We start from the raw sequence: 24287 nt of genomic DNA on the forward strand, positions 1-24287 counted from the left end.
AATAACTCTACTTAAAAATATGCACAACATAGAAAAACAAACCGAAATTTACATCAATGAGATGGGTTCTACCCCCCATCAACATGGCGTTTTCTTCAGGGTTTGGGCTCCGCATGCCGACTATGTGTCGGTCGTTGGAAACTTTAACGACTGGAACGAAGGGGCAAACCCGCTCATAGCCGGTGAGAATGGCTGTTGGGGTGTAAACGTAGAACATGCGAAAGAAGGAGACCAATACAAATTTTTTATTAAGAATGGCGAGTTGAATCTTTACAAAAATGACCCCTACGCCAGGCAGGTTACCAGTTCGGTAGGGAATTCGATAGTTTATAATCCGAAAAAATATAATTGGGAGAATGTTAATTACCAGATTCCGTCATGGAACAATCTGGTAATATATGAATTACATATCGGCACATTTAACCGCAGTAATGCCGATACCGTTGGCACTTTTCATGATGCTATCAGAAAACTGCCCTATTTGCAAAAACTGGGCATAAACGCAGTAGAAATAATGCCTCCGTTCGAATTCGCAGGGGGGCTATCGTGGGGGTATAACCCGGCGCATCCTTTTGCTATTGAAACCGAATACGGCGGCCCGGTAGCATTTAAAGATTTTATAAAAGAAGCTCATAAATTGGGCATTGCAGTTATTCTTGATGTAGTATATAACCACTTTGGCCCTTCAGACCTTGACTTGTGGCAGTTTGACGGCTGGCAGGAAAACGGCAAAGGGGGAATCTATTTTTATAACGACTGGCGGTCGACAACCCCCTGGGGTGACACCCGCCCCGACTACGGCCGCCCCGAGGTTGGCCACTATATAAAAGACAATGCCCTGATGTGGCTGGATGATTATAAAGTAGATGGCCTGAGAATGGACATGGTACCGTATATAAGAAACGTACATGCCGACGGCAACCCCGCACATGATTTGCAGGAGGGTGTGAACATGATTAAATGGATTAATAACGATATTCATGAGAGATACCCCAATGCCCTGGTAATAGCCGAAGATATGCACGGGCATGATTTCATAACAGACCAGGTGCAGTCTGGCGGGCTGGGATATGGCGCACAATGGGATGCCGATTTTGTGCACCCCTTAAGGAATGTACTGACACAGGCCTCTGACGAGTACATTGACATGAATCTGCTTTGCTCGGCACTTTTAAACAGGTATAGTAATGATGCCATGCGAAGAGTTATTTTTACGGAGTCGCATGACGAAGTTGCCAACGGTAAATCAAGGGTAGCCGAAGAGGTTGAACCCGGTAATGCAACCGGTTGGTATGCACGCAAAAAGGCTACTTTGGGTGCTGTGCTGGTGCTTACCTCGCCTGGTATCCCGATGATATTTCAAGGCCAGACACTACAGGAAGGCAGTTGGTTTCAGGATACTGACCCACTGCATTGGGACCGTATGAATGAGGTTTCGGGGATATCCAATATGTATAAAGATTTAATACACCTGCGCCGTAATCTGACTGGTGTAACCGCCGGGCTAATGGGCCAGCATACCGAACTTCTGGCTTGTGACCATGACGCCAAGCTGTTGGCGTTTCAGAGATGGCAAAACGGCGGAAGTAAAGATTCTACTGTTGTAATACTCAACTTCTCACATCAGGCAAGAGCGAATTATCAGGTTCGTTTACCTGCAGAGGGTAAATGGGTAGTACGCTTTAATGGAGATGCCGAGGTTTATGGTGCAGACTTTGCCCATACCCATTGCACAGAGACCGAGGCAGTTCTTAAAGAAGATGCCTTTATAGCTGAAATTTCAGTTGGGCCATACAGTGCACTGGTTCTTTCGCAAGACTAAATTCACGCTAAACAGAAGGGCTGTATTGCTAGCGATACAGCCCTTCTGTTTTTAATCAACCACTGCTATGACAATCAAACATCGATGGCAAAGAATTATAATCGGAATAATAATCGGCATTTTAGTTTTACTGCTGCTGCTGACCATCGGTGGTTACTTCTTTTTGAAACCTTTGGTTACTGACCGTGTCAGCAAAGGTGTATTGAAAGCCTCAGACGGGCTGTATCAGCTTTCGTTTTCTGATATACAATATAATCCGGGTATGGGCGAAATTGTGATTAAAAACGCAAATTTAAGGCCTGACACCAATGTCTACAAAAGACTGCACGCAATTAAAAAAGCGCCAGATAACCTGATGCTGATTGAAGTACCTACCATAAAGCTGACGGGGGTGAATCTGTTACAGGTGGTTTTTCAACGAATATTAGATATAAATACAATAAACGTTCACGCGCCCACCATTCAGGTGCTTTACAAAGGCCTGAAATATAATTTGCCGCCGGATTCAACCGAACAAAAGACGCCTTACCAGTTAATATCGAAGTTTGTAAAATCATTACACATTAAACGTGTAACACTAACGAATGTGGATTTTACGTACGAAAACCGGCAGAATGCAAAGCCGAAAAAAAGTACGGTTAAAAATCTTGATGTTGAGATTACGAATATACTGGTGGATTCTGCATCTGACAGGCCCTCAAAAAAAGTTTTATACGCCGACGACTACACATTTAACATTAAAGCAGCTGAATTACCAACCAAAAATCATTTTAATACCCACGCTTTTAAAAACATTGTTTTTTCGCTTAAAAACAGATACTTATCTATTGAAGAATATCACCTTAAACCGCGTGCCAGCAAAATGGCTTATGCTAAAATGTCTGGCGGGCGCAACCACACGGAGGTAATATTAAATAATATTGTAATAGAAGACATCCGGCCGGAGATGCTGTTCCCGGACACTAAACTTTATGCAGGTTCAGTACGTATTAATAAGGGGCTTGTGCAGATATTTAAGAACAAGGCTCACCCGGTGCTGGAACGCGACAAAACAGGCGAATACCCGCATCAACTGCTGAAAAAGCTGGATTTACCATTAAACATTGACACCGTTTTTATCAATAACACCAAGGTTGATTACTCTGAATATGACCCGGAGGTAAAACTGACCGGCTTCATAAGCTTTAACCGGATTAATGGCAAGATTACCAATGTTACAAACGACAGCCTGCCACTGGCAAAAGACCCGGTTATGCGGGCACAGTTTCATAGCTACTTCATGAATCGTGGCAGCCTTGATGTGGCATTTACTTTTAATATTCCTTCAAAAAAGGGAGATTTCACCTGTCAGGGTCAGCTGGGCAATTTTGAGGGTACTTCTATCAATAACATTACCGTAGCGCTTACCAAGGTAAGTGTGCAATCGTTGAAGATAAACAAATATGTTTTCAGACTGAAAGCGGATGATTACCGCGTAACCGGCACAGGCACCTTACATTACGAAAACCTGAAAGCAACCATATTGAAAGTAAATAAAGATACAGTAGAAAAAAAACCGAGATTCCGGCTCTTTAAAAAGCGTGCGCTGCCTACCTTTGTGGTCAATAATCTGGTGTTAAAAGACGCTAACCCCCGCAAGAATAATCAACTAAAAACAGGCACTATTAATTACAAGCGCCCGCGGACCAAATCTTTCTTTGGCGCTATCTGGGGTGGTTTGTCTCAATCGCTTTTTCAGAGTGTTACCGGTACTGTGAAGGATTAAGATATCCAATAGCTTACATTTACCGACGGTTACTTCTTATTAGCACTGTTATAGAGCAGGTAGGTAAGGTTTAGCTGAAAACTTAGTTTTTCTGCGTATATATCATCAATGAGTAGCTTTGAATTTTTGTAATAAAATATAGATACCTGTTCTCTTTTACCTTTTGGAAGCACTTTCACATTAGCTGAAAGTAGAAAGTTTTTCCACTTCATTCCTGCTTCTCCTACTGCATATACGCTAAGCCTGCTACCTGAAACAGATTTTATATCAGGATAAGAAACGAGCGTTTTAGCATTGATGCCTATGCCAACAATTGGTTTAAAGGCATATCGGCTGCGAAATTCATGCCTGACTTTTGGTAAAAAATTCAGGTAATAAAGGCTGGATGAAAAGTGATTAGCATCACTCTTAATGACTTCACGATTAAGATAGACTTCCATTACAAAACTTTCTCTGTGAAAGTTTCTTATGGATGAAACAGTGGCATTAATCCCGACCAGCACGTTCGGCACACTGGTTCTTGTTTCGAAATATTGATTTACATTGTAATTCTGAATGAATATATTTCTATCATTTGCCAAACCCGCCATTAATCCAAAAGCAAAACCAGCTTTATCTTTTTTCTTCTTCACATAACAGGTATAATTACAGCCGATACACTCATTGAACTCAATAAATTTATCCATCAGGTCCTCAAGTGAAAATTCTATGCTTCTGGTTTTTATCGTCTTTCCACATTGGCTGAAAAGTTCTTCCAGCTGCTTTTGAAAGACTTTATTGTTAAGCAAATAGGTTTTCTTGTTTCTATTCTCGTCTAATAAATACTGTAAAAAGAAATGATTTATTAACTCTGTTATTTTCTGGCCTTCTTTATAAAAGAAGTGGTTTTTGTTATTAGAATCTCTTACCGACAACAAACTATAATCTGACTTCAATAAAACTAAAAAAGCTAACAAGGTATCCTTCCTGATATGTAAATTGCGATCGTAGAGCAATTCGTTCTTCAAGACTGGCGTAACATCTAAATCAACTCTTCCTACCAGGTAGCTTTCTTTTCCTGATATTCCAAAGGCTACCAGTTCACTGATATGATAAATCTCCTCGGGCCCATCTGCATTTTTAAAATTGATGCTTACCGGGTTAACCGCCCAGTTCAGGTCATCAATTTTACCTTTCAAGGTGTCAGTCTGGTTTTTTAAAATAATGAAGCCATCTACATAGTTTTTCTGCGAGAAAGCATAAGAAGAAATTAGAACAAGTATAAGAAGGGTGGTGGTCTTGATAGTGTACATTTGCTTTATTTAGTTACAGCTATTTCAAAAAGTATGCATACGAACAAATTATGAAATTTCAGATTAATAATAATGACGTTCCAAATAATTATTTTGCCTGAGAAGGCCTAAGCTATCTTTTCTTCTTAGCGCTGTTATAAAGCAGATAGGTAAGTTGAAGCTGAAAGTTAACGCGTTGGTAACTGATTACATCTAGTACTTCGGCAACTTTAGTATAGACAATTTTTACATCTTCATTTTTGTGCATTGGCTTTACCTTAATACGAGCCGCAATAAGAAAATTATTTAATTTAACCCCACCTTCACCTATCAGGAACAAATTTATCTTGTTACCCATGTAAGATTTATCTTCCATCCTAGAAACCATATACTTAAAATTAACCCCGGCTCCTACAAAGGGTTTCATGATTGCATGGCTTATAAACTGATGTCTGACAAGCGGAACGAAATTTAGATAAGTAAAAGTTGCAGAATAGTTGTTAGTTTCGTTTTTGATGCATTCCTGGTTAATAAATGCCTCAATTAAGAGAATATTTCTATTCAGATTTCTTCTTGATGAAATAGAAAAATTCAGGCCATATAGCAAGGATGGTACTTTAGTTTTTGCTTCAAAATAATTGCGCTCATAGTAATCATTGTGTGAGAAAAAGTTCCTTTCGCTGGAAATACCAGCCATCAATCCAATTGTTAAAACAGCTTTATCCGCCTTTTTCTTAACATAACATGTGTAGGTACAACCTATACATTCACTAAACTCAATAAACTTATCGGTCAAGGCCTGTATTTCAAATTCTGTGTTATTAACCTGAATTTTCCTGCTACATTGATTAAACAATAACTCTAACTGCTTCTGATATAGCTTGTTATTAAACTCATATACTTTTTCGCCTCTCTTTTGCAAAAACTTATGATTAATCAGCTCAGTTATCTTCTGATGATCTTTGTAGAAAAAATGCTCTTTGCTGGTTTCATCTTTTAAATATAACAGGCTATAATCTGCCTTTAACAAAACAAGAAAAGGGAGCAGCGTATCTTTTTTCACTATCAGGTTACGATCCTGGAGTAAAGCAGTACTTTCGAAAGGCGTAATGTCCAGATCCGCTTTTTCAACTATATAACTTTCTTTTTCAAATATTCCAAAAGCCTTCAGCTGGCTGATGCTATAAGATTCTTCTATGTTTTGAACATTTTTAAAATTGATGCTTGCCGGGTTAACCGCCCAGTTCAGGTCATCAATTTTACCTTTCAAGGTGTCGGTCTGGTTTTTTAAAATAATGAAGCCATCTACATAGTTTTTCTGCGAGAAAGCAGACAAAGAGATACAAACAAAAAGCAATGCTTGCAGGATTTTCATAAAGCGTGTTCAGTGGTTTTATATTTTAGGCCAACAGGAAAAGTTAGTATATACGTAACTGGCTCCAATTTAATAAAAAACTGAATCAGACCGAATATAAGCAGCAAATAATAATTTTATGGTAATCTGTGTAGGCTATACACATTGACTAATCACAATGACAGCGTATAACAGTTTACGGTATACCTGTTATAAACAGCCCGGCACAAAAAAACCACCTTTTGCAAGGTGGTTTTCACTGAATAATTAAGAAAGAAAGAAGTCGGAATCCTTATGAGCCACACATTTCGCACCCTTCCGGGTTATCAAGCGAGCATTGCATAGCAGCGTATTGATAGTCTCCGTCACCACTAAAAGTAGAGGCGGCAGCAGCTTTAGCCGTTTGTTCTTCGGCATATTTAGCATAATCCAGAGGTTTTTCCTCTACGGTTGTAACGGCCGGTACTACCTCTGCAATGGCTTGTCTGTCTACTGTAAATTTAACAGCATCAGCGGCAGCCTTGGTGCGTAAATAATACATACCGGTTTTCAGACCTGCTTTCCATGCATAGAAGTGCATAGAGGTAAGCTTACCGAAATTGGCGTTTTCCATAAAGATATTCAACGACTGACTCTGGCAGATAAATGCGCCGCGGTCGGCCGCCATATCAATAATGGTTTTTTGCTTGATTTCCCACGCAGTTTTGTAGATTTCCTTCAAATTTTGTGGAATTTCGGCTATTGCCTGTACAGAACCGTTAGCTGCAATCAATTTGTTTTTCATGGTATCGTTCCACAAGCCGATTTTCACCAGGTCTTTCAGCAAATGCTTGTTTACTACCACAAACTCACCCGATAGTACACGACGGGTATAAATGTTTGACGTGTAGGGCTCAAAACATTCGTTGTTACCCAATATCTGGCTGGTTGATGCCGTTGGCATCGGAGCTACCAATAATGAGTTACGCACACCGTTTTGCTTCACTTGTTCACGAAGCACTTCCCAGTTCCAGCGACCTGACGTTGGTGTAACACCCCACATGTCGAACTGGAAGATACCTTGCGAAATCGGAGATCCCTCCCATGTAGCATAAGGTCCTTCTTTAATGGCCAATTCCATCGATGCCTCCATGGCAGCAAAGTATATCGTCTCGAAAATGTCTTTATTTAACTGACGGGCCTCGTCAGATTCAAACGGCATTCTTAAGGTGATAAACGCATCAGCAAGACCCTGTACACCCAAACCTATAGGACGGTGGCGAAGGTTACTTTTTTCTGCTTCCGGAACAGGATAGTAATTAATATCTATAACTTTATTCAGGTTACGGGTAATTACTTTCGTAACCTCATATAATTTCTCGTGGTCAAATTTCAGGAAGCCTGTTACCGTGTCTTTCACTATATATTTCGGCAAGGCTATAGAGGCCAGGTTACATACAGCTACTTCGTCAGGCGATGTATACTCGATAATCTCGGTACACAGGTTTGAAGATTTGATGGTACCCAGGTTTTTCTGGTTCGATTTCTTATTGGCTGCATCTTTGTATAGCATGTAAGGCGTACCGGTTTCTACCTGCGACTCCATGATGGCAAACCATAGATCCTGTGCTTTGATAGTTTTGCGGGCGCGGCCTTCAAGCTCATATTTCTCGTACAACTTCTCAAACTCTTCGCCGTAGCATTCTGACAGACCCGGCGCCTCATGAGGGCAGAACAACGACCAGGTGTCGTTGGCCTCTACGCGTTTCATGAAGAGGTCAGATATCCATAGTGCATAGAACAAGTCACGTGCACGCAACTCTTCTTTGCCGTGGTTTTTCTTCAGGTCAAGGAAATCAAAGACATCAGCATGCCAGGGTTCCAGATAAATAGCAAATGAACCTTTGCGCTTGCCACCTCCCTGGTCTACATAACGGGCGGTGTCGTTAAAAACACGCAACATAGGCACAATACCGTTAGATGTACCGTTGGTGCCTTTAATGTAAGAACCAGTGGCGCGTACGTCATGTATAGCCAGACCAATACCACCGGCCGATTGTGATATCTGCGCGGTTTGGCGCAGGGTATCATAAATACCTGTGATACTGTCTTCTTTCATGGTTAACAGGAAGCATGAAGACAGCTGTGGCTTAGGCGTACCCGCATTGAATAAGGTTGGAGTAGCATGCGTAAACCAGCGCTCAGACAGCAACTCGTAAGTTTCAAGTACTCTATCAATATCATCTCCATGAATACCCACCGATACACGCATCAGCATGTGTTGCGGGCGTTCAACAATCTTACCGTTTAGTTTAAGCAGGTATGATTTCTCAAGGGTTTTATATCCGAAATAATCATATCCGAAATCACGATCATAAATAATGGCAGAATCAAGCGTTGCCGCGTGTTTCTGAATCACTTTCCAGGTGTCTTTGGCAATCAGAGATGCATTCTGCCCGGTCTTTGGGTCTACGTACTGATACAACATTTTCATGGTACCAGAAAAAGACTTCAAGGTATTTTTATGAAGGTTAGAAATAGCAATCCGTGCAGCCAGAATGGCGTAATCGGGGTGCTTTGTGGTCATCGAAGCGGCAGTTTCTGCGGCAAGGTTATCCAGTTCAGAGGTATTAACACCATCATAGATACCGGCTACAACTTTCATGGCTACTTCAACGGGTTGGACAAATGCCGGCTCAAGGCCATAGCACAAACGCTCGATACGAGCAGTGATTTTGTCGAACTTTACCGACTCTCGGCGGCCGTCTCGTTTAATTACATACATAAGGTCGTCTCTGTAAGGGGTTTGGATTCAAAAAAAACAATTCTGACCAAGCACAAACGGCCCAGACACGTTTAAAAATTACAGCATTATAACGTTTTTCAGTTATCTTGGCCGCCTGTTTTTTGCAGGCTTGCGGCCTTGAAACCTCAAAGCAGCCAGACTATATTTACAGATTGCAAAAGTTGTACCAGTACTCAAACAAAAAGTTTTGAGTATGTAAAATTAACAAAATCCGCAGGCTTGCGAAAACCTAATATCTATACCTTATTTAGCAAAAGCAAAAAAGCGCAATATTAAGAAAATGTTAAGACCTAATAATCAATCAGTTAGTTTTCGAAGAAATCGAAAAAGTCAAACTCAAAAAGTTTTCCACAATGTTTTGCACAAAAATGGACATATTTTTTCTTGACTTTTCCCGCGTAATTTATATGCAGTATTTAGGTTCAAAGCTACATTAACAAATGTAAAATTTCTATTTTCAGAAAAAAAGAAAAATTCTGAAAAATTATCCACATCATACAAAAGACGCCTAATCGCGGCATTCCATCAACAATAAATCGCCCGATTCATAAGAAATACGCACCAGGCCGTCTTCTGCGGCCTCATTACTGCTCCCTGCTCTATAGCCCAATACAAGCGCTTCATTATCAAGCTTATACAACAGGTTTTCGGTTCGTACACCTTCTGCTGTTCCGATAGGTATCAAAGATATGGCCGTGCCTTTTGAAAACCATTTCTCAAAAACACCGGGGGCGGGCAGCAGCGGGTAAATTACAGAGTAATCGTCAATCATCACTATCTGAAGTTTACTTTTGTAACGCACCAGGTTGGTCATATTAGTGATGGAATGATCTGCCCTGCGCCCTGTTGCCCACACCACATTAGCGGCGGGGAATCCACGAGTTATCAACATCTCAAAAGCCTTGTCTAGATCGGTTTTTTCCTGGTCAGGCGTATGAATAATTTCAATCGGATACTGAATCCTTTCAATTTCTTCCAGGTCAAGGTCTTTATCAAAATCCCCCATCAGCACATCAACCTTGATACCGAGCTCCAGCACTCTGTGAATGGCCTGGTCCAGTACAACCACAAACGGGCTCCACTCAAGCAATTGGCCAAGCAATTCAAAACTACAAGCTTCGCCGTTGGCAATAATCAGAGCAGGCTCCTGTTTTTCTCTAACAATGTGATGAGACGACATTCAAACAAACAGATTTTAAACTAGGTAAAGGTTTAACCCATTACCGGTGGCAGAAGTTCTCTGTTTTGGGTAAATAATTTTTCCACGCAGGGTTTCTGCCCTTCAGGTGCAAACACCAGCGCATAACAGTTTACATTATTCAATTATCCGGAGGGCGCCGCTCTTCAGAGAATCGTTCAATACAAAACGTAGCGCCTGCCTACCGGCACCAAGTTGAAATGATAAATCCGCACTGAATTGCTACAATTCTGAACAACGCTGCTAACTTTGAATTTTATTTCTGAAGATGCTTAGTTTTCCAAATGCCAAAATAAACATAGGGTTAAATATTGTAGAAAAAAGACCCGATGGATTCCACAATATAGAATCCGTTTTTTATCCAGTTAACTGGTGCGATGCGCTGGAGATTATTCCGGCTGAAGGGCTTCGGTTCGAAAGTTCAGGGCTGCCGATTCCAGGCGACCAGTCTAATAACCTGTGCCTGAAAGCCTGGCACTTGCTAAGTAGCAACCAGCCTGTACTTGCTGGTAAGGCAGCGGCCTTTCATTTGCACAAGGTTATACCGATGGGAGCCGGCCTGGGAGGGGGCTCAGCCGACGGCGCTTTTGCCCTTAAAATTCTGAACGAAATTTTCAGCCTCGGGCTGTCTACTGCAGGTTTGCAGCATTTTGCCCGGCAGTTGGGCTCAGACTGTGCATTCTTTATTGAAAACCGCCCGGTTTATTGTTTTCATAAAGGCGATGAATTTGAAGAATTTTCGCTAAATTTAAAGGGTAAATACATTGTAGTTGTGAATCCGGCCATTCATATCTCAACGGCCGAAGCCTACAGTGGCGTAATACCCCAAAAGCCGGGGGTCTCATTAAAAGAGGCCTTGATGCAACCCATAAGCACCTGGGAGGGTCTTATAAAAAACGATTTTGAAAAGAAACTGTCAGAAAAGTATCCGGCCATTGCCGACACCAAAAAAACGCTGTATCAGCAAGGCGCCTTATATGCCTCTATGACCGGCTCAGGCTCAACGGTCTACGGTATTTTTGAGACAGAAAAAGATTTGAAGGCTCAATTCCCGAATTATGCCGTGTGGCAGGGATTTCTCGACTGATAGTTAGCCCAAACCAAAGAAAAATGCTGAAACAACTCACAAAACGCCGTGAACCCTTTGCATTCATGCTGTATCTGTTCATAGTTAGCAGTGGTTTACTGTTTTTCTTCATTATTCTGGTTTTTATTTCTAAAGAAGCCGCCAGTGGAGTGGTTCCCTTAAAAATACCCGGGGTTTTCTGGGGTAGCACGGCCATCATTCTGGTCAGCAGTTCTACGCTTCACTGGGCCAATAAGGCTTTCAGAGAAGAGCGTTTCAGGAGCTACCGGCTCAATATAAGCCTCACACTGGCGTGTAGCGTAATTTTTCTTATTTTACAGGGCCTGGGCTGGAAACAGATGCTTGAAAGTGGCATTACCATGAGCAACAATACAGGGGGTATGTTTATTTACATACTCTCCGGCCTGCATCTGCTTCATGCCTTGGGTGGTATCGTTGCGCTGGGTTTTGCCAACCGCGACGCCTTCAAACGGCTGGATTACGTGGAGTCTTATGTATACAGCGTAAACCCGCCTAATCAGCTAAAACTTAAATTAATCAGTATCTACTGGCATTTTATTGATATACTCTGGATACTCCTGTTTCTTTTCTTATTGTATCATGCTGCACAAAACCCGGGGAATAGTCATTAATTATATACGTTACCGCGAAACGTCGATTATAGCCAAAATTTACACCGAAAAATTCGGGGTGCAGTCGTATATAGAAAACGGGGTGCGCAGCAGCAAAGGCAAAAACAGAATTGCGCTTTTTCAACCCCTAAGCCTGCTAGACCTGGTGCTGTATCATGACGATAAAAAAGAGATACATCGTATCTCTGAAATCCATTCAGGATTTCCGTTTAAAACGCTTCCTTATGACGTTTACAAGTCGAGCATCGGTATGTTTGTAAACGAGGTGCTTAACAAAACCCTGAAAGAAACCAGCGAGAACCCGGCACTGTTTGATTTTCTTTATCATTCGCTCATTTTTCTGGATGAAACCGAGCAACAATTCGAAAATTTCCACCTCATATTTTTGTTAAAGTTCTCTTTCTTCCTGGGTTTTTCTCCGCAGGATGCCGATGAGATTCTGATGCAGTTAAGAGATGCAAACATGATGATTCCGTTTGATTCAGACTACAAGGCACTGCTGAACGAACTGATAATGGCCGACTACCAGACACCCGTACTCATGAGCCGGGCGGCTCGCAACTATGTGCTGGAAGCCATCATTCTGTTCTACAAGCTGCATGTTGAAGACTTCGGCGAAATAAAATCGTTTCAGGTTCTGCGCGAGGTATTAAGCTAGCTTTTGCAATGGGCTTATGCTTAAGCACATAGTAGTGTGTATGAACAAAAAGAAAATTCAATATTTTTTAAATATACTTTGTTTTCTTTTTAATTATTTCTAATTTTGCAACCCGTTTTAGCGAATTTTAGAAGTTCAATATCAATAAATCAATGAAAAAAGATATTCATCCAAATTATAGACCAGTTGTTTTCTGGGATTTGTCGTCAGATTACAAATTTTTAACACGCTCATGTGTTAATACCAAAGAAAGCATCGTTTGGGAAGATGGTAACGAATACCCTGTTTACAAAGTAGAGGTTAGTTCTAACTCGCACCCATTCTACACTGGTAAAAACGTATTGCTTGATACAGCCGGACGTGTTGATAAATTCAACAAACGTTACGGTAAAAAATAATTTCCGGATTATTTTACGGAAAAGGTCTTTCAGCGTGCTGGAAGACCTTTTTTGTTTTACCGCTTAATGCTGCTTTTTTCTCAGAAACGGATGCAGCACTACTGAAAGCAGAATCAAAACGCCGCCTATATAAAAACCGGTGGTCATACGCTCTTTCTCTCCAAAAATAATGTAGGCAAGCAGAATGCCATAGATGGGCTCCATGTTAATAGAGAGATTAAGCGTAAACGCCGAAATCTTCTTTAGTAATTTCAACATTTCATTGTATGGATACACCGTACACACCAGGCCCAGTATGGCAATCCATATCCAGTCGGTTGGGCTGGGTATCAGTTGGAAGTGCGTATCTGGTACGGCTAACATAATAAGAGGTATCAGCACCCAAGAGGCAACAAAGGCGCCTGTCATCTCATAAAAAGTAATGGTTTGTGAGTCGTACTTTCTGGTTAGCTGTGCATTCAAAACAGAAAAGACAGTTGCCAGAAAAGCGCCGATTATACCAATAATAATGCCCGTCAGGTGGCGGTATTCAAACGTAAAAACAAAGTACATACCCATAACTACCAGCACACCAAGCAGCACCTCTACCCAGCTGATTTTGGTTTTATTGACGAGCGGCTCCAGTATACTGGTAAAAAACGATGTTACTGAAAACGTAACCAGACTTATGGCAATGGTAGATGCCCTGGCCGAGCCAAAGAAGCACATCCAGTGAAGGGCTATAATACCCCCTACTCCCAAAAGCGGCAGGCTGTCTTTCAATGATATCAGAATATTTCTTTTCTGAAAACGAGCCAGTAGAAACATGCCCAGCGAAGCCAGAAAGGTGCGATAAAATACTACCCCTAACGCAGAGACATCAGTGAGCCTGCCCAGAATGGCCGTAAAGCCCAGAATAACAACAATCAGGTGAAGTTTAAGGTAGTCTTTTGGCTGGGGATGAGTCATTTTTTAGGTTCTGGTATAACAACAAAACTGTTTATGGTGCTGAAAAACTGTCAAAGTTAATGAAATATGCCTTTAAAAATTAAACAATTTGATGGTTTTTGCTGTTGAAAGGACATAAACTAACCAACTGAACCAGTGAAAATTTTAATAACAGGTGGTACCGGACTTATTGGCCGAAGGCTGACATTACTGCTCCAAAAAAAAGGGCATCAGGTTGTTTATCTGAGCCGTAAAAAAGAGAATATCAAAGACGTAATAGTTTATAAATGGGATATATCAGCCGGATACATTGAGCCGGAGGCCCTTGAAAATATTGACTATATTGTTCATCTGGCCGGGGCAGGCATTGCAGACAAACGCTGGACGGAGGAAAGAAAACAGGAAATTATTGATTCGCGCATTGAACCTATTGTGCTGCTCAAAAAACATCTGCAAGAAAAAAACATTAGCATAAAAGGATTTATTTCGGCCTCGGGCATCAGTTGTTATGGCACCGATACCGGTGAAACCCGGCTGGATGAGCATAGCCTTTTCGGAGATGATTTTCTGGCCTACTGCTGTAAGTTATGGGAAGAAGAAACCCGAAACTTTACCCCGGCCAGGCGCACGGCAAGTATAAGAACAGGTGTGGTATTGAGCCGGGAAGGCGGCGCTTTACCTAAAATGATGTTGCCCGTTAAGTGGGGCGTGGGCTCGCCCTTTGGCGACGGCAGGCAGTGGATGTCATGGATACACATTGATGACATCTGCCAACTATACCTGCAATGTATTGAAGATGAAAACATCAACGGTCCTTTTAATGCGGTGGCTCCTGCTCCGGTACGTAACGCAGCTTTTGTTGCAACCGCAGCAAAAGTATTAAAACGCCCTTTATGGGCGCCTGCTGTACCTGCTTTTGTGCTTAAATTGCTACTGGGTGAAATGTCTGCCGTATTACTGGGGGGCAATTATATCATTAACAAAAGAATGGCCGAGGAATTGTCATTTAATTATCAATATCCGGAGCTTGAGACGGCTTTGCAGGATTTACTGAAATAAACGGTAACATTAACCTAATTTTGTTTTCTTCTGAAAGTCAATCCTTCAAAATTTGTTACCTTGCACACAAATTTATTCAGACCATTATGCCTTCTATCTTTTCGAAAATAGTTGCGGGAGAAATCCCCTCTCACAAAATAGCAGAAACCGACCAGTACCTGGCATTTCTTGATGCTTTCCCGTGTGCGACTGGCCACACACTGGTGATTCCTAAAAAAGAAATAGATTATCTGTTCGACCTCGACGATGAGTTATACACCGGCCTTATGCAATTTGCCAGACAGATAGAACCTGCCATCAGAAAAGCAGTGCCATGCAAGCGGATTGGCGTAGCGGTTATAGGCCTGGAAGTGCCTCATGCACACGTGCATCTGATACCTATGAACAGCATGAGCGACATGAACTTTAATCATAAATTAAAAATATCACAAGAAGAACTGGCCGCCATTGCTGCTAAAATCAGAAGTTTCTTATAAGTATATGGAAATAGCCTACGCAGTAGTTATCTGCATTATACCCCTTTATCTGAGCATCAGGTGTATCTATCTGGCAAGGAAGAGTCCAAGAGTTTCTGATTTCATGAAGAGCATCATTACAGCTATTCTCATTGGCATTATACTTGTGTCTATCAGTGTAACCGTCCATCATTTCATGACAGAGGGGATATCTGAGGCAACAAACATGAGTATGGGAGTATTAACCACCGTACAGGGTATTATATCAGGTGTGGTTTTTATGGTTACCCGATTGATGAGCAAGGCCTGAACCTGAAAGGCTCATTTACAGGCGCCTTTCGGGTTTAATCGCCCAGATAATATATTTCCTGTATTCCTTTTAGAAGTTTCACAAAATCAAGCTTCAGATCCTTCAAAAGCCCGGTTCTTATATCAAACACCCAGCCATGTACGGTAGGGTAACCTTTTTTAAGATATTGCTGCTGCACGCTGGCCAGTTTTATTACATTAATACACTGCTCCTGTACATTTAATTCAACCAGGCTGTCATAACGTTCTGGTACATTCTTAATGGCGTTCAGCTCTTCTTTATGCAGCCTGTACACGTCTCTTATGTTCCTGAGCCAGGGGTTCAGTAATCCCATATCAACGGGCTGCATGGCTGCTTTTACACCACCACAATTATAGTGGCCACATACAATAATGTGCTTTACCTCCAACGACCGCACGGCATATTCAATCACCGACATCACGTTTAAATCTGTAGCATTTACCAGATTAGCTATATTTCTGTGCACAAAAACCTCACCCGGCCCGGCACCCATCAGATCCTCGGCCGTAACGCGGCTGTCGCTGCAACCAATATACAGGTAATCGGGTCGCTGTTCTTTTGCCAGATTTTCAAAAAAAGACTCATTACCTCCCTTTTTCTCTTTCAACCACGCCAGGTTGTTTTCAAATACTTGTTCATAAGTTGGCATATAGTGTCATTCAACAGGTGTAAGGTAAAACAAACCATACAGGCTTATTATTTCAGACGGGCTTTTAATTCCTCAAACTCCTTCCGGAGCGGGGCTTGCTGGTATAATATCTTATAGGTAAATTCAGTTACCGGAATATCCAGCCTGTAATCCTGCAGCATTTCGTAAATGCTTCTGGTAGCATAATAGCCCTCGGCCACCATGTTCATTTCCAGTTGGGCTGCCTGCACGCTGTATCCACGGCCAATCATATTACCAAAAGTACGGTTACGGCTGAACTGAGAATAGGCAGTAACCAGTAAATCACCCAGATAGGCCGATGCGCTCAGGTCGCGTTCCATAGGGTTTATGGCTTGTACCACGCGGCTTATTTCCTGCATGGCATTGGCCACCATCACAGCCTGAAAATTATCTCCGCCACCCAGGCCATGTGTTATTCCGCAGGCCAGCGCTACTATATTTTTCATAACGGCAGCATACTCTACCCCATATAAATCGCCCAGGGCAGAGGCACTCACAAAACGGCAACGCAGTAAATCAGCAAAATCGCCGGCCAGGTTTAGGTTAGGTGATGCAATGGTAAGATACGAATGTTTCTCTAACGCTACCTCCTCTGCGTGGCAGGGGCCGGCTATTACGCCAATATTCTCTGCCGGCACCTCATAAGTTTCTTCAATCCAGTCGGTTACAAGCTGGTTATTGGCCGGAATCATTCCTTTAATTGCCGATATAACCTTTTTACCATTCAGGTGGCTTTTATTGATATTCTTGAGGGCATCTGTCAGGAAAGCCGCCGGAACCGCCAGCACTACCCATTCTGTATCGCGCAATGCCTCTTTCAGGTTGGTATAAGGCTTTACTTTAGACGGGTGGATTTCAATACTGCTGAGGTAATGCGGATTATGATGCAGGCGCTTGATATGCTCTGCATCTTCGCTGTTTCGCATCCACCACTTAATATATACGTTGCTCTCGCTCAGAATCTTTATGATAGCCGTAGCCCAACTTCCGCCACCAATTACTGTTATTTTCATATTTTTTAACTAACCAGATGATGCAGCTGCCATACTATAGACTATTCTTTAACGTGTTTGCTGCAATAAAGTTTAAGATGCTAAATAAACCAAAAGGCCTGAAAAAACAAAGAGACTACCCACGGGCAGCCTCTTTGCAGAATGGTTAATGTTATACTCAAAGGTACTTATTCTTTCTTCTTCCCTTTGTCTTCCACTTTTTTTCCGACCAAATCACCGTCTTTCAGTTTTTTCGACACGGCAATAAATGGCCCAGATACTATAGACTCTCCTTCTTTCAGGCCTTCTTTTATTTCTATGGTTCCGGCTACAGTATCAGTAATACCGGTTTTTACCTCACGTGTTTTCACTTTGTTGTCGGCGCCTAACACAAAAACAACTTCTTTTGGCTGCTCTTTTTTCTTAGCCTTGGCTGGCTCATTGGTATTACTTTCACTGTCAGGGCCTTGCTGGTCTTTCTTCTCTTCATTGTTGGCGTCGCGGGTAGTAACGGCAGCAATAGGTACACTCAGAACTTTTTCTTTTTTCTCGGTTATGATATCAACAGTGGCTGTCATTCCGGGTTTGAATGGGTACACCTTCCTGGCTTTTCTGTCTACCAAATCTCGGTAAGACTCTGGCAGAATTCTGATTCTCACTTCAAATTCAGTTACAGCATCAGTAGCGCTAGACGCAGCCGCCAGTGTACCACCAGCCCCATTAGCGGTGTTGGCTATCTCTGTTACAACGCCTTTGAATTTCTTACCGGTAAGCGCGTAAGAGTCTACGTCAATATTGGCCGTATCGCCCAGGCTTACTCTTACAATATCGTTTTCGTTTACGTTTATTCTAACCTCCATGTTATTCAGGTTGGCAATACGTAGCATCTCTGTACCGGCCATCTGCGAGGTACCCACCACGCGTTCGCCCAGCTCTACACCCAGTTTAGATACTATGCCATTCATAGGTGCGTAGATACTTGTTTTACGCAGGTTTTCAGAGGCGTCTTTTAAACCTGCTTCGGCACTTCTGATATTGTAGGTAGAGGCCTCCAGATTGGCCTTAGAAGCAGTTACATCCTGTTTAGCTACTTTCAGGTTGGTTTCTGCAATCTCAAGGTCGGCGGCCGAAATCACTTTTTCTTCATACAGTTTTTTCTGACGGTTATACTCGGCCTGGGTTCTGATCAGTCTTGCTTCTGCCTGGGCAATGGCCGATTTGGCCTGCTCTGCACTGGCTCTTGACTGGTTCACTACGGCTTCAGCGCGCTGAGTAATAGAGATATAGTTTTCGGGCTGAACCTTCAGTAAAAGCTGTCCTTTCTTTACAGAGTCTCCTTCTTTTACATACAAACCGATAATCTCGCCGGGTACGTCAGGTGTAATTTTCACTTCAACCTCGGGCTGGATTTTACCAGATGCCGAAACTGTTTCAATAATATCTGTTTTTCCTACTTTCACCAATTCAACTTCGGTAGGTTTTTCTTTACCTATCCAGCCGGCCGACTTTGCAATCAGTAGAAATATTACAAGCAGGGCTATTACACCGCCCAGAATCAACCAGATTCTATTTGATTTTTTCATTGAGAAAATAAATTTGTAAACAATTAGTAATAAGGTAAGTATGCAAACTTCTAAGTGAGTGACTTAGAAATTAAGTGGTTTATTCTGATAATAATCTAAAATCTTAATTCTGAAAATGTAATCATATTTAGCCTGAATCTGGTTGGCTCTGGCGCGGTCCAGGTTGGTTTTAGAAATACTGTAATCAAGTGAGTTTAATGAGCCAACGTTAAATCTGGCTTCTGATGCCCTGAAGGCTTCTTCAAGCGCTCGTACCTGATTGCCCAAAGCTGAAAACTTCTTGGCCGAATTACTCATGTTTACATAAGCTGTTTCAATATCCTGACGCAGGCGCAGGCGTACGTTCTCTGCCTGTACTTCTGCCTGTTTCTGCTGAATAACCGCGCCTGTGGTACGGAATTTGGCATTGTAACCGTTAAAGATTGGTACTCTTACGCTTAAACCAATTGATGTATTAACGTTGCTTCTGATCTGGCGCAGATAACCGATTTTCTCGGTGGTGGTGGTTGTACTGGGTATTTGGGCAAAAACGTCATACCTTGTATTTCCAATATCTACATAGCCTGCGCGTTGCTCAATAATACTTGGTGTTACAATTAATTTCTCGGCAGCTGTGGTAGAGTTGGTGTTGGCGTTGGCAAAAGCCGTAACAACAGGGTATCTGAGTCCCTTGGCAATATCAACAGCTTTCTGGGCGGCTTTCACGCGCATATCTGCCGCCTGTACATCTGCCAGAAAACTCTGCGCTATTTCATATACTTCAGATGAAGAATTAGGATATGGCTGAATATTGGGGTTGGGCACTTCTATCCTAACCACGTCAATGTTTCTTTCCATAGCCGTATTCAAAAGTTGTTTCAGGGTCAGCTTTGCCGATAAAATTGCGTTTTCTGCATTTACTACCTGCACTTCGTCATTGGCCAGCTGGGCCTGGATGTCGAACAGATTGGTTTCCGGAACAGAGCCCGCATTTACCAGTTTCTGGGTGCGTTCCAGTTGTATTCTTGATACCTCTACCTGTCTTTGGGCTATAGCCAGCAGGTCTTCCTGCGACAGTACGTTCAGGTAAGCTACCACTACGTTGAGGGTAATCTGGTTTTTCATGGCCTGCAAATCAAGTCTGGCCACTTCCATGTTGGTCTGGTTTAAAGCAATGTTGTTTCGGGTTTGAAAACCGTCAAAAACCGTAACACCACTTGAAAGCCCGAAACCGTTTGACCCCACCGTATTGGTAATGATACCATTGGTGTAAGGGTTAATGTTACGGCCAGTAAAAAGGTTAAGGTTGGCGGTTCCGTTCAGGTTGGGGTATCTGGCCCACTTAGACTGGTCGAGGGCGTTCATGCTGCTCTCAACAGCAAGCCCGCTTTGCCTGATAGAAAGGTTGTTTTTCAGAGCTACATCAACGGCCTCCTGTAATCCGATTTTCTCAGATTCGGCTCTGCCGCCGCTGGTAGCTAAAGCCTGCGGTTGTTGTGCCTGAACAAAAGTATTAACGAGTAATAGCGTAGGTAATAAAATACTTGAAAATTTCATGAGGAAAATTTTTTTCATTTCGATGAACCTGTTCGATGAAACTTATAGGGCTTTATACGAGTTTTGGTATGACAATCTTACGAAACATTAGTATTAGGTTGCCACAAGAAATGGATAAACGGTTTTATTGAAGTTTAGAGTAAGTTCTTTAGGGTTTGAACTTCTTGAAAAATAGACTTAAGTTTGAACTGTATTTCGTTTTCAGTAAAATCATTGCTTTGCAAATGAGCCACCAAACATCAAAAGATTTCCTCAAACTGTTGAAAAACCCAGACTTTATTGACGGGATTTACAATTATTGCGATAGCTGGTGTGAGCGCTGCGGCTTTACAGAAAAATGCATGAATTTTGCCATGCGAAAATACAAAACCCCGGATTATGATGACCCCGGCGACAGCCTCTCGGATGTTTTCAGGCAAACAACTGATTTAATAAAGCAGGTTATTGAGGACAAAGGCCTGAACCGGGAAGAGGTAGTAAACCAGGCCGATGCACAGCCCCCAACCCGCGACCCACACCAGGAAGCCGACAAACACCGCAACGTAATAAACGCCCGCGAATATACCCGCCTGTATGGGTCTTTCCTGAGAGAAGAGCAGGGTTTTATGAAAGGCAAAGGCGTTGAATTTCAGAACGAATTGAACAAAGGGGCGTTGTCGGTTGAAGAAGCCGAAGAGGCGTTGTCGCAGATTGAAGATGCCTTTGAGGTAATCAACTGGTATCAAAGCCTGATTTATATAAAAATCAGAAATGCCTGCCAGTTGTTTTTTGAAGAAAACCTGAGCGACTTTATGACAGACTTCTATAATGGCAAGGCCAAACTAACGCTTATCAGTATTGACCGCAGTATAGCTGCCTGGCTGGTTTTGCAGGTACATTTCCCGGAAAAAGTAAATAAAATTACTGAAATATTGCTTCAGCTGGAAAAACTACGCCAATATATAGAGAAAGATTTCCCTAATGCTCGTAAATTTGTGAGACCAGGCTTCGACAAATAACAGCCTTCATATTTTAACCACTTTTCATGCAATACGAAATCGTTATAGGGTTAGAAGTTCATTGCCAGCTTTCAACCGAAAGCAAAATTTTTGCTTCTGACTCTAACCGCTTTGGCAGCGAGCCAAACACCAATATAAGTGTTATTACATTGGGGCATCCAGGTGTATTACCAAAACTGAACAAAAAAGCTGTTGAGTACGCCATAAGAATGGGTCTTGCCTGCGGCTGTGAAATAACCCGCAATAACTATTTCGACCGAAAGAATTATTTTTACCCCGATCTGCCGAAAGGTTATCAGGTATCGCAGGATAAATTCCCTATCTGCAAAGGTGGTGGGGTAACCGTGAGGCTGAAAGACGGTAAACAATACAAAGAGCGGTTTCTTGAACTGCACCACATACATCTGGAAGAAGACGCCGGGAAGTCGGTACATGAAGGCGACAGCGAATATACCCGACTGGACTACAACCGTGCGGGTACCCCGTTGATAGAGATAGTGTCTGAACCCTGCATGAAAAGCGCCGAAGAAGCAGGTGCGTATCTGACAGAAATTCGTAAGATGGTGCGTTATCTGGATATATGCGACGGCAACATGGAAGAAGGCTCCATGCGTGCCGATCTTAATATTTCTATCCGACCCGTTGGAACAGAAAAACTGGGTACCAAAGTAGAGGTAAAAAACATGAATTCTATACGTAACCTGCAACGAGCCGTAGAATTTGAGTTTAAGCGGCAGGTAAGAATGCTGGAAACCGGAGAAACCATTATTCAGGAAACACGGATGTTTGATGCCGACACCGGTGAAACCTACGGTATGCGGGTAAAAGAAACAATGAACGACTACCGGTATTTCCCTGAGCCAGACCTTGCGCCTATCCATATATCTGATGCCTGGCTTAATACGGTTAAGAACCAGATGCCTGCTCTTCCGCATCAGTTATTCAAACAATTTACACAGGAATATGGCCTGCCTGATGAACACGCCGCAGTACTGACCGACAATAAAGATACGGCTGGGTACTTTCTGGAAACAGCCCGGTTTACAAAAAACCACAGGGCTATTGCCAACTGGCTTACTTCTACCATAAAAGGCTACCTGAACGACAAAGGCATTGAAATTAACCAGCTGGTTTTGAAACCAACTCAGCTGGCAGAACTCATTGCCCTGGTTGATGACAACAAAATCAGCAGTTCAACTGCTGCTCAGAAGCTCTTTCCGTTGTTGCTCGATAACCCCGCAGAAACAGCGCTGGCACTGGCAGAAGCCAATAATTTGATTCAGCAAAGCAATACAGATACCTTACAGGCGTTAATCAACGAGGTTCTGTCTGCTTATCCCGACAAAGTGAAAGAGTTTAAAAGCGGTAAAAAAGGCTTGTTGGGTATGTTTGTGGGTGAGGTAATGAAGAAATCGAAAGGTACGGCAGACCCTAAATTGACCAACCAGTTACTGATGGACGCTCTGAAATAGTCTTCAAGGTCATTATTCTTTAAAAATCTGTACATTAACTTATATGAAACAATCTATTTTTGCCATATTTTTTCTGGCCTTTGGGTGGTCGTGCCAGTCGCAGCCCCAAAACAAGACTGCCGAAACCCCTGCAAAAGCTACAACAGGTAAACCATTTAGCATAAAAGGTAAAGTTACAAACGCGGTGTCGGGCAAGGCGTATCTTGAAAGAATGAACGACAGAAATATTGCGCTGAAAATAGATTCGGTGAATATTGCAGCCGACCGGACTTTTGCTTTTAAAGGTATGTTGCCAGAACCGGGTATTTATCAGGTAAATATTGCTAACCAGCAGGTAATTGGTTTGATTCTGGATGGCGGCGAAGAAATAAGCCTGGTGGCTGACGGTATGAGTACGCCTGACAAGGCGGCGTCTTACAGCATTGAGGGTTCTACAAACATGAAGAAGTTCAATCAGATTCTGGCAGAAGCACAGAATTTCAGAAAAACGCAGTTGAATCTGAACGACCAGTTTGAAGCCGTTTCAAAGAAACGCGACGAAAAGAAAAAGAAAGAATTACAAACACAATACGTAACAGCCGAAGAGGCCTATTTTAATACAATTAAACCTATGATTGCCGAATTAGGCACCTCATTGGCTGGTATTATTGCGGTAAATAATTTTCTGAACCCTGAGAAAGACTTTGAGATTTTTGCCAACACGGCTGCTCAGTTGGAAAAAGAAGGTAAAAATTACTTTTTTGCCAAAATTTTTATTCAGGACGTAAAGCGTAGAAGTGCTGGCTCGGTAGGCGCTGATGCGCCTGATTTCAGCCTGCTTGATAAAGACGGCAAAACCGTTAAGTTGTCAGACCTGAAAGGCAAAGTTGTTATTCTTGATTTCTGGGCAACCTGGTGCGGGCCTTGTATTATGTCGTTTCCGGGCATGAAACAGGTGCAGGAGAAATATAAAAACAACACCGACGTGCAGTTTCTGTTTGTGAACACATTTGAACGCATGGAGCCAAGCCAGGTGAAAGGGTCGGTAGTTAACTTCATGAGCCAGAGAGGCTACGGGTCTTTCCCGGTTGTTTTTGATGCCGAGGGCGACGTAGCCGGTGACTATGGCGTAAATGGTATACCAGCCAAATTCTGTATTGATAAACAAGGGAAAATCAAGTTTAAAAGTACAGGTTTTCTTGGCTCCAGTGACCTCGTAGTACAAGAAATGATAAAATGGATAGACGAAGCTGTTAAGTAAAAGCAACAGCAAAACTGTTATAAACAGAAAGGGGAAGATTCGGCAAATCTTCCC

Annotated in this window: 21 protein-coding genes; 12 read left to right on the forward strand and 9 right to left on the reverse strand. The window is 42.4% G+C overall.

Annotated elements, in window-relative coordinates:
• The first annotated feature begins 19 nt into the window (after positions 1-19).
• Both MB380_RS19340 and MB380_RS19345 read left to right on the forward strand, forming a co-directional pair.
• Entirely contained in the window at positions 20-1822 is a 1803-nt protein-coding gene (locus tag MB380_RS19340) for an alpha-amylase family glycosyl hydrolase (protein ID WP_253530301.1), read from the forward strand.
• Positions 1823-1889: 67 nt separating this feature from the next.
• On the forward strand, positions 1890-3587 hold the full coding sequence (locus MB380_RS19345) for a hypothetical protein (protein ID WP_253530303.1): 1698 nt from the start codon (positions 1890-1892) through the stop codon (positions 3585-3587).
• A 29-nt stretch (positions 3588-3616) separates the two neighbouring features.
• Here MB380_RS19345 and MB380_RS19350 read toward each other — a convergent pair whose 3' ends face one another.
• The 4 genes from MB380_RS19350 to MB380_RS19365 form a co-directional block, all read right to left on the reverse strand.
• Positions 3617-4879, reverse strand: a complete 1263-nt coding sequence (locus tag MB380_RS19350; RefSeq protein WP_253530304.1) for a hypothetical protein — start codon at positions 4877-4879, stop codon at positions 3617-3619.
• A 112-nt stretch (positions 4880-4991) separates the two neighbouring features.
• Positions 4992-6233 (reverse strand): hypothetical protein, encoded by a 1242-nt coding sequence (locus MB380_RS19355; protein WP_253530306.1) that lies wholly within the window; start codon positions 6231-6233, stop codon positions 4992-4994.
• Positions 6234-6504: 271 nt separating this feature from the next.
• Positions 6505-8976: a ribonucleoside-diphosphate reductase subunit alpha gene (locus MB380_RS19360; RefSeq protein ID WP_253530308.1), complete on the reverse strand. Its 2472-nt coding sequence runs from the start codon at positions 8974-8976 to the stop codon at positions 6505-6507.
• A gap of 529 nt (positions 8977-9505) precedes the next feature.
• Positions 9506-10177, reverse strand: a complete 672-nt coding sequence (locus MB380_RS19365) for a thiamine diphosphokinase (protein WP_253530310.1) — start codon at positions 10175-10177, stop codon at positions 9506-9508.
• 286 nt (positions 10178-10463) lie between these two features.
• On the opposite strand from MB380_RS19365, the gene ispE reads away from it, so the two are divergent.
• The 4 genes from ispE (at position 10464) to MB380_RS19385 (ending at position 12970) form a co-directional block, all read left to right on the forward strand.
• On the forward strand, positions 10464-11282 hold the full coding sequence (gene ispE / locus MB380_RS19370) for a 4-(cytidine 5'-diphospho)-2-C-methyl-D-erythritol kinase (RefSeq protein WP_253530312.1): 819 nt from the start codon (positions 10464-10466) through the stop codon (positions 11280-11282).
• A gap of 23 nt (positions 11283-11305) precedes the next feature.
• A complete protein-coding gene (locus MB380_RS19375) occupies positions 11306-11914 on the forward strand; it encodes a cytochrome c oxidase subunit 3 (RefSeq protein ID WP_253530314.1) in 609 nt (202 codons plus the stop codon).
• On the forward strand, positions 11883-12572 hold the full coding sequence (gene recO / locus MB380_RS19380; protein WP_253530316.1) for a DNA repair protein RecO: 690 nt from the start codon (positions 11883-11885) through the stop codon (positions 12570-12572). Before MB380_RS19375 ends, recO begins: the two co-directional genes overlap by 32 nt.
• A 152-nt stretch (positions 12573-12724) precedes the next feature.
• Positions 12725-12970, forward strand: coding sequence for a type B 50S ribosomal protein L31 (locus MB380_RS19385; RefSeq protein WP_101724443.1), 246 nt, complete (start codon positions 12725-12727; stop codon positions 12968-12970).
• A gap of 63 nt (positions 12971-13033) precedes the next feature.
• Here the strand turns inward: MB380_RS19385 and MB380_RS19390 are convergent, their stop codons facing one another.
• Complete coding sequence (locus tag MB380_RS19390) at positions 13034-13918, reverse strand: DMT family transporter (protein ID WP_253530318.1); 885 nt, start codon at positions 13916-13918, stop codon at positions 13034-13036.
• Positions 13919-14053: 135 nt separating this feature from the next.
• Here MB380_RS19390 and MB380_RS19395 point away from each other — a divergent pair, with 135 nt between their 5' ends.
• From MB380_RS19395 to MB380_RS19405, 3 genes are all read left to right on the forward strand, one after another.
• On the forward strand, positions 14054-14956 hold the full coding sequence (locus MB380_RS19395) for a TIGR01777 family oxidoreductase (RefSeq protein WP_253530319.1): 903 nt from the start codon (positions 14054-14056) through the stop codon (positions 14954-14956).
• A gap of 86 nt (positions 14957-15042) precedes the next feature.
• The gene (locus tag MB380_RS19400) at positions 15043-15432 is read left to right on the forward strand and encodes an HIT family protein (protein ID WP_101724446.1); all 390 of its coding nucleotides are present in this window, start codon (positions 15043-15045) and stop codon (positions 15430-15432) included.
• Positions 15433-15436: 4 nt separating this feature from the next.
• Entirely contained in the window at positions 15437-15721 is a 285-nt protein-coding gene (locus MB380_RS19405) for a hypothetical protein (RefSeq protein ID WP_253530331.1), read from the forward strand.
• 34 nt (positions 15722-15755) lie between these two features.
• On the opposite strand, the gene MB380_RS19410 is transcribed toward MB380_RS19405, so the two are convergent.
• The 4 genes from MB380_RS19410 to MB380_RS19425 form a co-directional block, all read right to left on the reverse strand.
• Positions 15756-16391, reverse strand: a complete 636-nt coding sequence (locus MB380_RS19410; protein ID WP_253530333.1) for a carbonic anhydrase — start codon at positions 16389-16391, stop codon at positions 15756-15758.
• Between the two features lie 47 nt (positions 16392-16438).
• Positions 16439-17425: an NAD(P)H-dependent glycerol-3-phosphate dehydrogenase gene (locus MB380_RS19415; protein WP_253530335.1), complete on the reverse strand. Its 987-nt coding sequence runs from the start codon at positions 17423-17425 to the stop codon at positions 16439-16441.
• Between the two features lie 167 nt (positions 17426-17592).
• Positions 17593-18987: an efflux RND transporter periplasmic adaptor subunit gene (locus tag MB380_RS19420; protein ID WP_253530346.1), complete on the reverse strand. Its 1395-nt coding sequence runs from the start codon at positions 18985-18987 to the stop codon at positions 17593-17595.
• A 63-nt stretch (positions 18988-19050) separates the two neighbouring features.
• A complete protein-coding gene (locus MB380_RS19425; RefSeq protein ID WP_253530349.1) occupies positions 19051-20523 on the reverse strand; it encodes a TolC family protein in 1473 nt (490 codons plus the stop codon).
• Between the two features lie 224 nt (positions 20524-20747).
• Between MB380_RS19425 and MB380_RS19430 the strand changes: the two genes are divergently transcribed.
• From MB380_RS19430 to MB380_RS19440, 3 genes are read left to right on the forward strand one after another with little or no spacing between them, the layout of a single operon-like run.
• Positions 20748-21521, forward strand: coding sequence for a hypothetical protein (locus tag MB380_RS19430; protein WP_253530352.1), 774 nt, complete (start codon positions 20748-20750; stop codon positions 21519-21521).
• Positions 21522-21547: 26 nt separating this feature from the next.
• Positions 21548-22993 (forward strand): Asp-tRNA(Asn)/Glu-tRNA(Gln) amidotransferase subunit GatB, encoded by a 1446-nt coding sequence (gatB, locus tag MB380_RS19435; RefSeq protein WP_253530355.1) that lies wholly within the window; start codon positions 21548-21550, stop codon positions 22991-22993.
• A gap of 43 nt (positions 22994-23036) precedes the next feature.
• On the forward strand, positions 23037-24233 hold the full coding sequence (locus MB380_RS19440) for a TlpA disulfide reductase family protein (protein WP_253530358.1): 1197 nt from the start codon (positions 23037-23039) through the stop codon (positions 24231-24233).
• Positions 24234-24287 lie beyond the last annotated feature (54 nt).

It is taken from the genome of Emticicia sp. 21SJ11W-3, from assembly GCF_024138715.1.
Classification (GTDB): Bacteria; Bacteroidota; Bacteroidia; order Cytophagales; family Spirosomataceae; genus Emticicia; species Emticicia fluvialis.

Coding starts and splice junctions, on each gene's coding strand:
- MB380_RS19420 (WP_253530346.1), bottom strand. CDS start 18,987: ATGAAAAAATCAAATAGAATCTGGTTGATTCTGGGCGGTGTAATAGCC.
- MB380_RS19375 (WP_253530314.1), top strand. CDS start 11,306: ATGCTGAAACAACTCACAAAACGCCGTGAACCCTTTGCATTCATGCTG.
- recO (WP_253530316.1), top strand. CDS start 11,883: ATGCTGCACAAAACCCGGGGAATAGTCATTAATTATATACGTTACCGC.
- MB380_RS19415 (WP_253530335.1), bottom strand. CDS start 17,425: ATGAAAATAACAGTAATTGGTGGCGGAAGTTGGGCTACGGCTATCATA.
- MB380_RS19360 (WP_253530308.1), bottom strand. CDS start 8,976: ATGTATGTAATTAAACGAGACGGCCGCCGAGAGTCGGTAAAGTTCGAC.
- MB380_RS19430 (WP_253530352.1), top strand. CDS start 20,748: ATGAGCCACCAAACATCAAAAGATTTCCTCAAACTGTTGAAAAACCCA.
- MB380_RS19400 (WP_101724446.1), top strand. CDS start 15,043: ATGCCTTCTATCTTTTCGAAAATAGTTGCGGGAGAAATCCCCTCTCAC.
- MB380_RS19350 (WP_253530304.1), bottom strand. CDS start 4,879: ATGTACACTATCAAGACCACCACCCTTCTTATACTTGTTCTAATTTCT.
- MB380_RS19440 (WP_253530358.1), top strand. CDS start 23,037: ATGAAACAATCTATTTTTGCCATATTTTTTCTGGCCTTTGGGTGGTCG.
- MB380_RS19425 (WP_253530349.1), bottom strand. CDS start 20,523: ATGAAATTTTCAAGTATTTTATTACCTACGCTATTACTCGTTAATACT.
- ispE (WP_253530312.1), top strand. CDS start 10,464: ATGCTTAGTTTTCCAAATGCCAAAATAAACATAGGGTTAAATATTGTA.
- MB380_RS19405 (WP_253530331.1), top strand. CDS start 15,437: ATGGAAATAGCCTACGCAGTAGTTATCTGCATTATACCCCTTTATCTG.
- MB380_RS19365 (WP_253530310.1), bottom strand. CDS start 10,177: ATGTCGTCTCATCACATTGTTAGAGAAAAACAGGAGCCTGCTCTGATT.
- MB380_RS19340 (WP_253530301.1), top strand. CDS start 20: ATGCACAACATAGAAAAACAAACCGAAATTTACATCAATGAGATGGGT.
- MB380_RS19355 (WP_253530306.1), bottom strand. CDS start 6,233: ATGAAAATCCTGCAAGCATTGCTTTTTGTTTGTATCTCTTTGTCTGCT.
- gatB (WP_253530355.1), top strand. CDS start 21,548: ATGCAATACGAAATCGTTATAGGGTTAGAAGTTCATTGCCAGCTTTCA.
- MB380_RS19410 (WP_253530333.1), bottom strand. CDS start 16,391: ATGCCAACTTATGAACAAGTATTTGAAAACAACCTGGCGTGGTTGAAA.
- MB380_RS19345 (WP_253530303.1), top strand. CDS start 1,890: ATGACAATCAAACATCGATGGCAAAGAATTATAATCGGAATAATAATC.
- MB380_RS19390 (WP_253530318.1), bottom strand. CDS start 13,918: ATGACTCATCCCCAGCCAAAAGACTACCTTAAACTTCACCTGATTGTT.
- MB380_RS19385 (WP_101724443.1), top strand. CDS start 12,725: ATGAAAAAAGATATTCATCCAAATTATAGACCAGTTGTTTTCTGGGAT.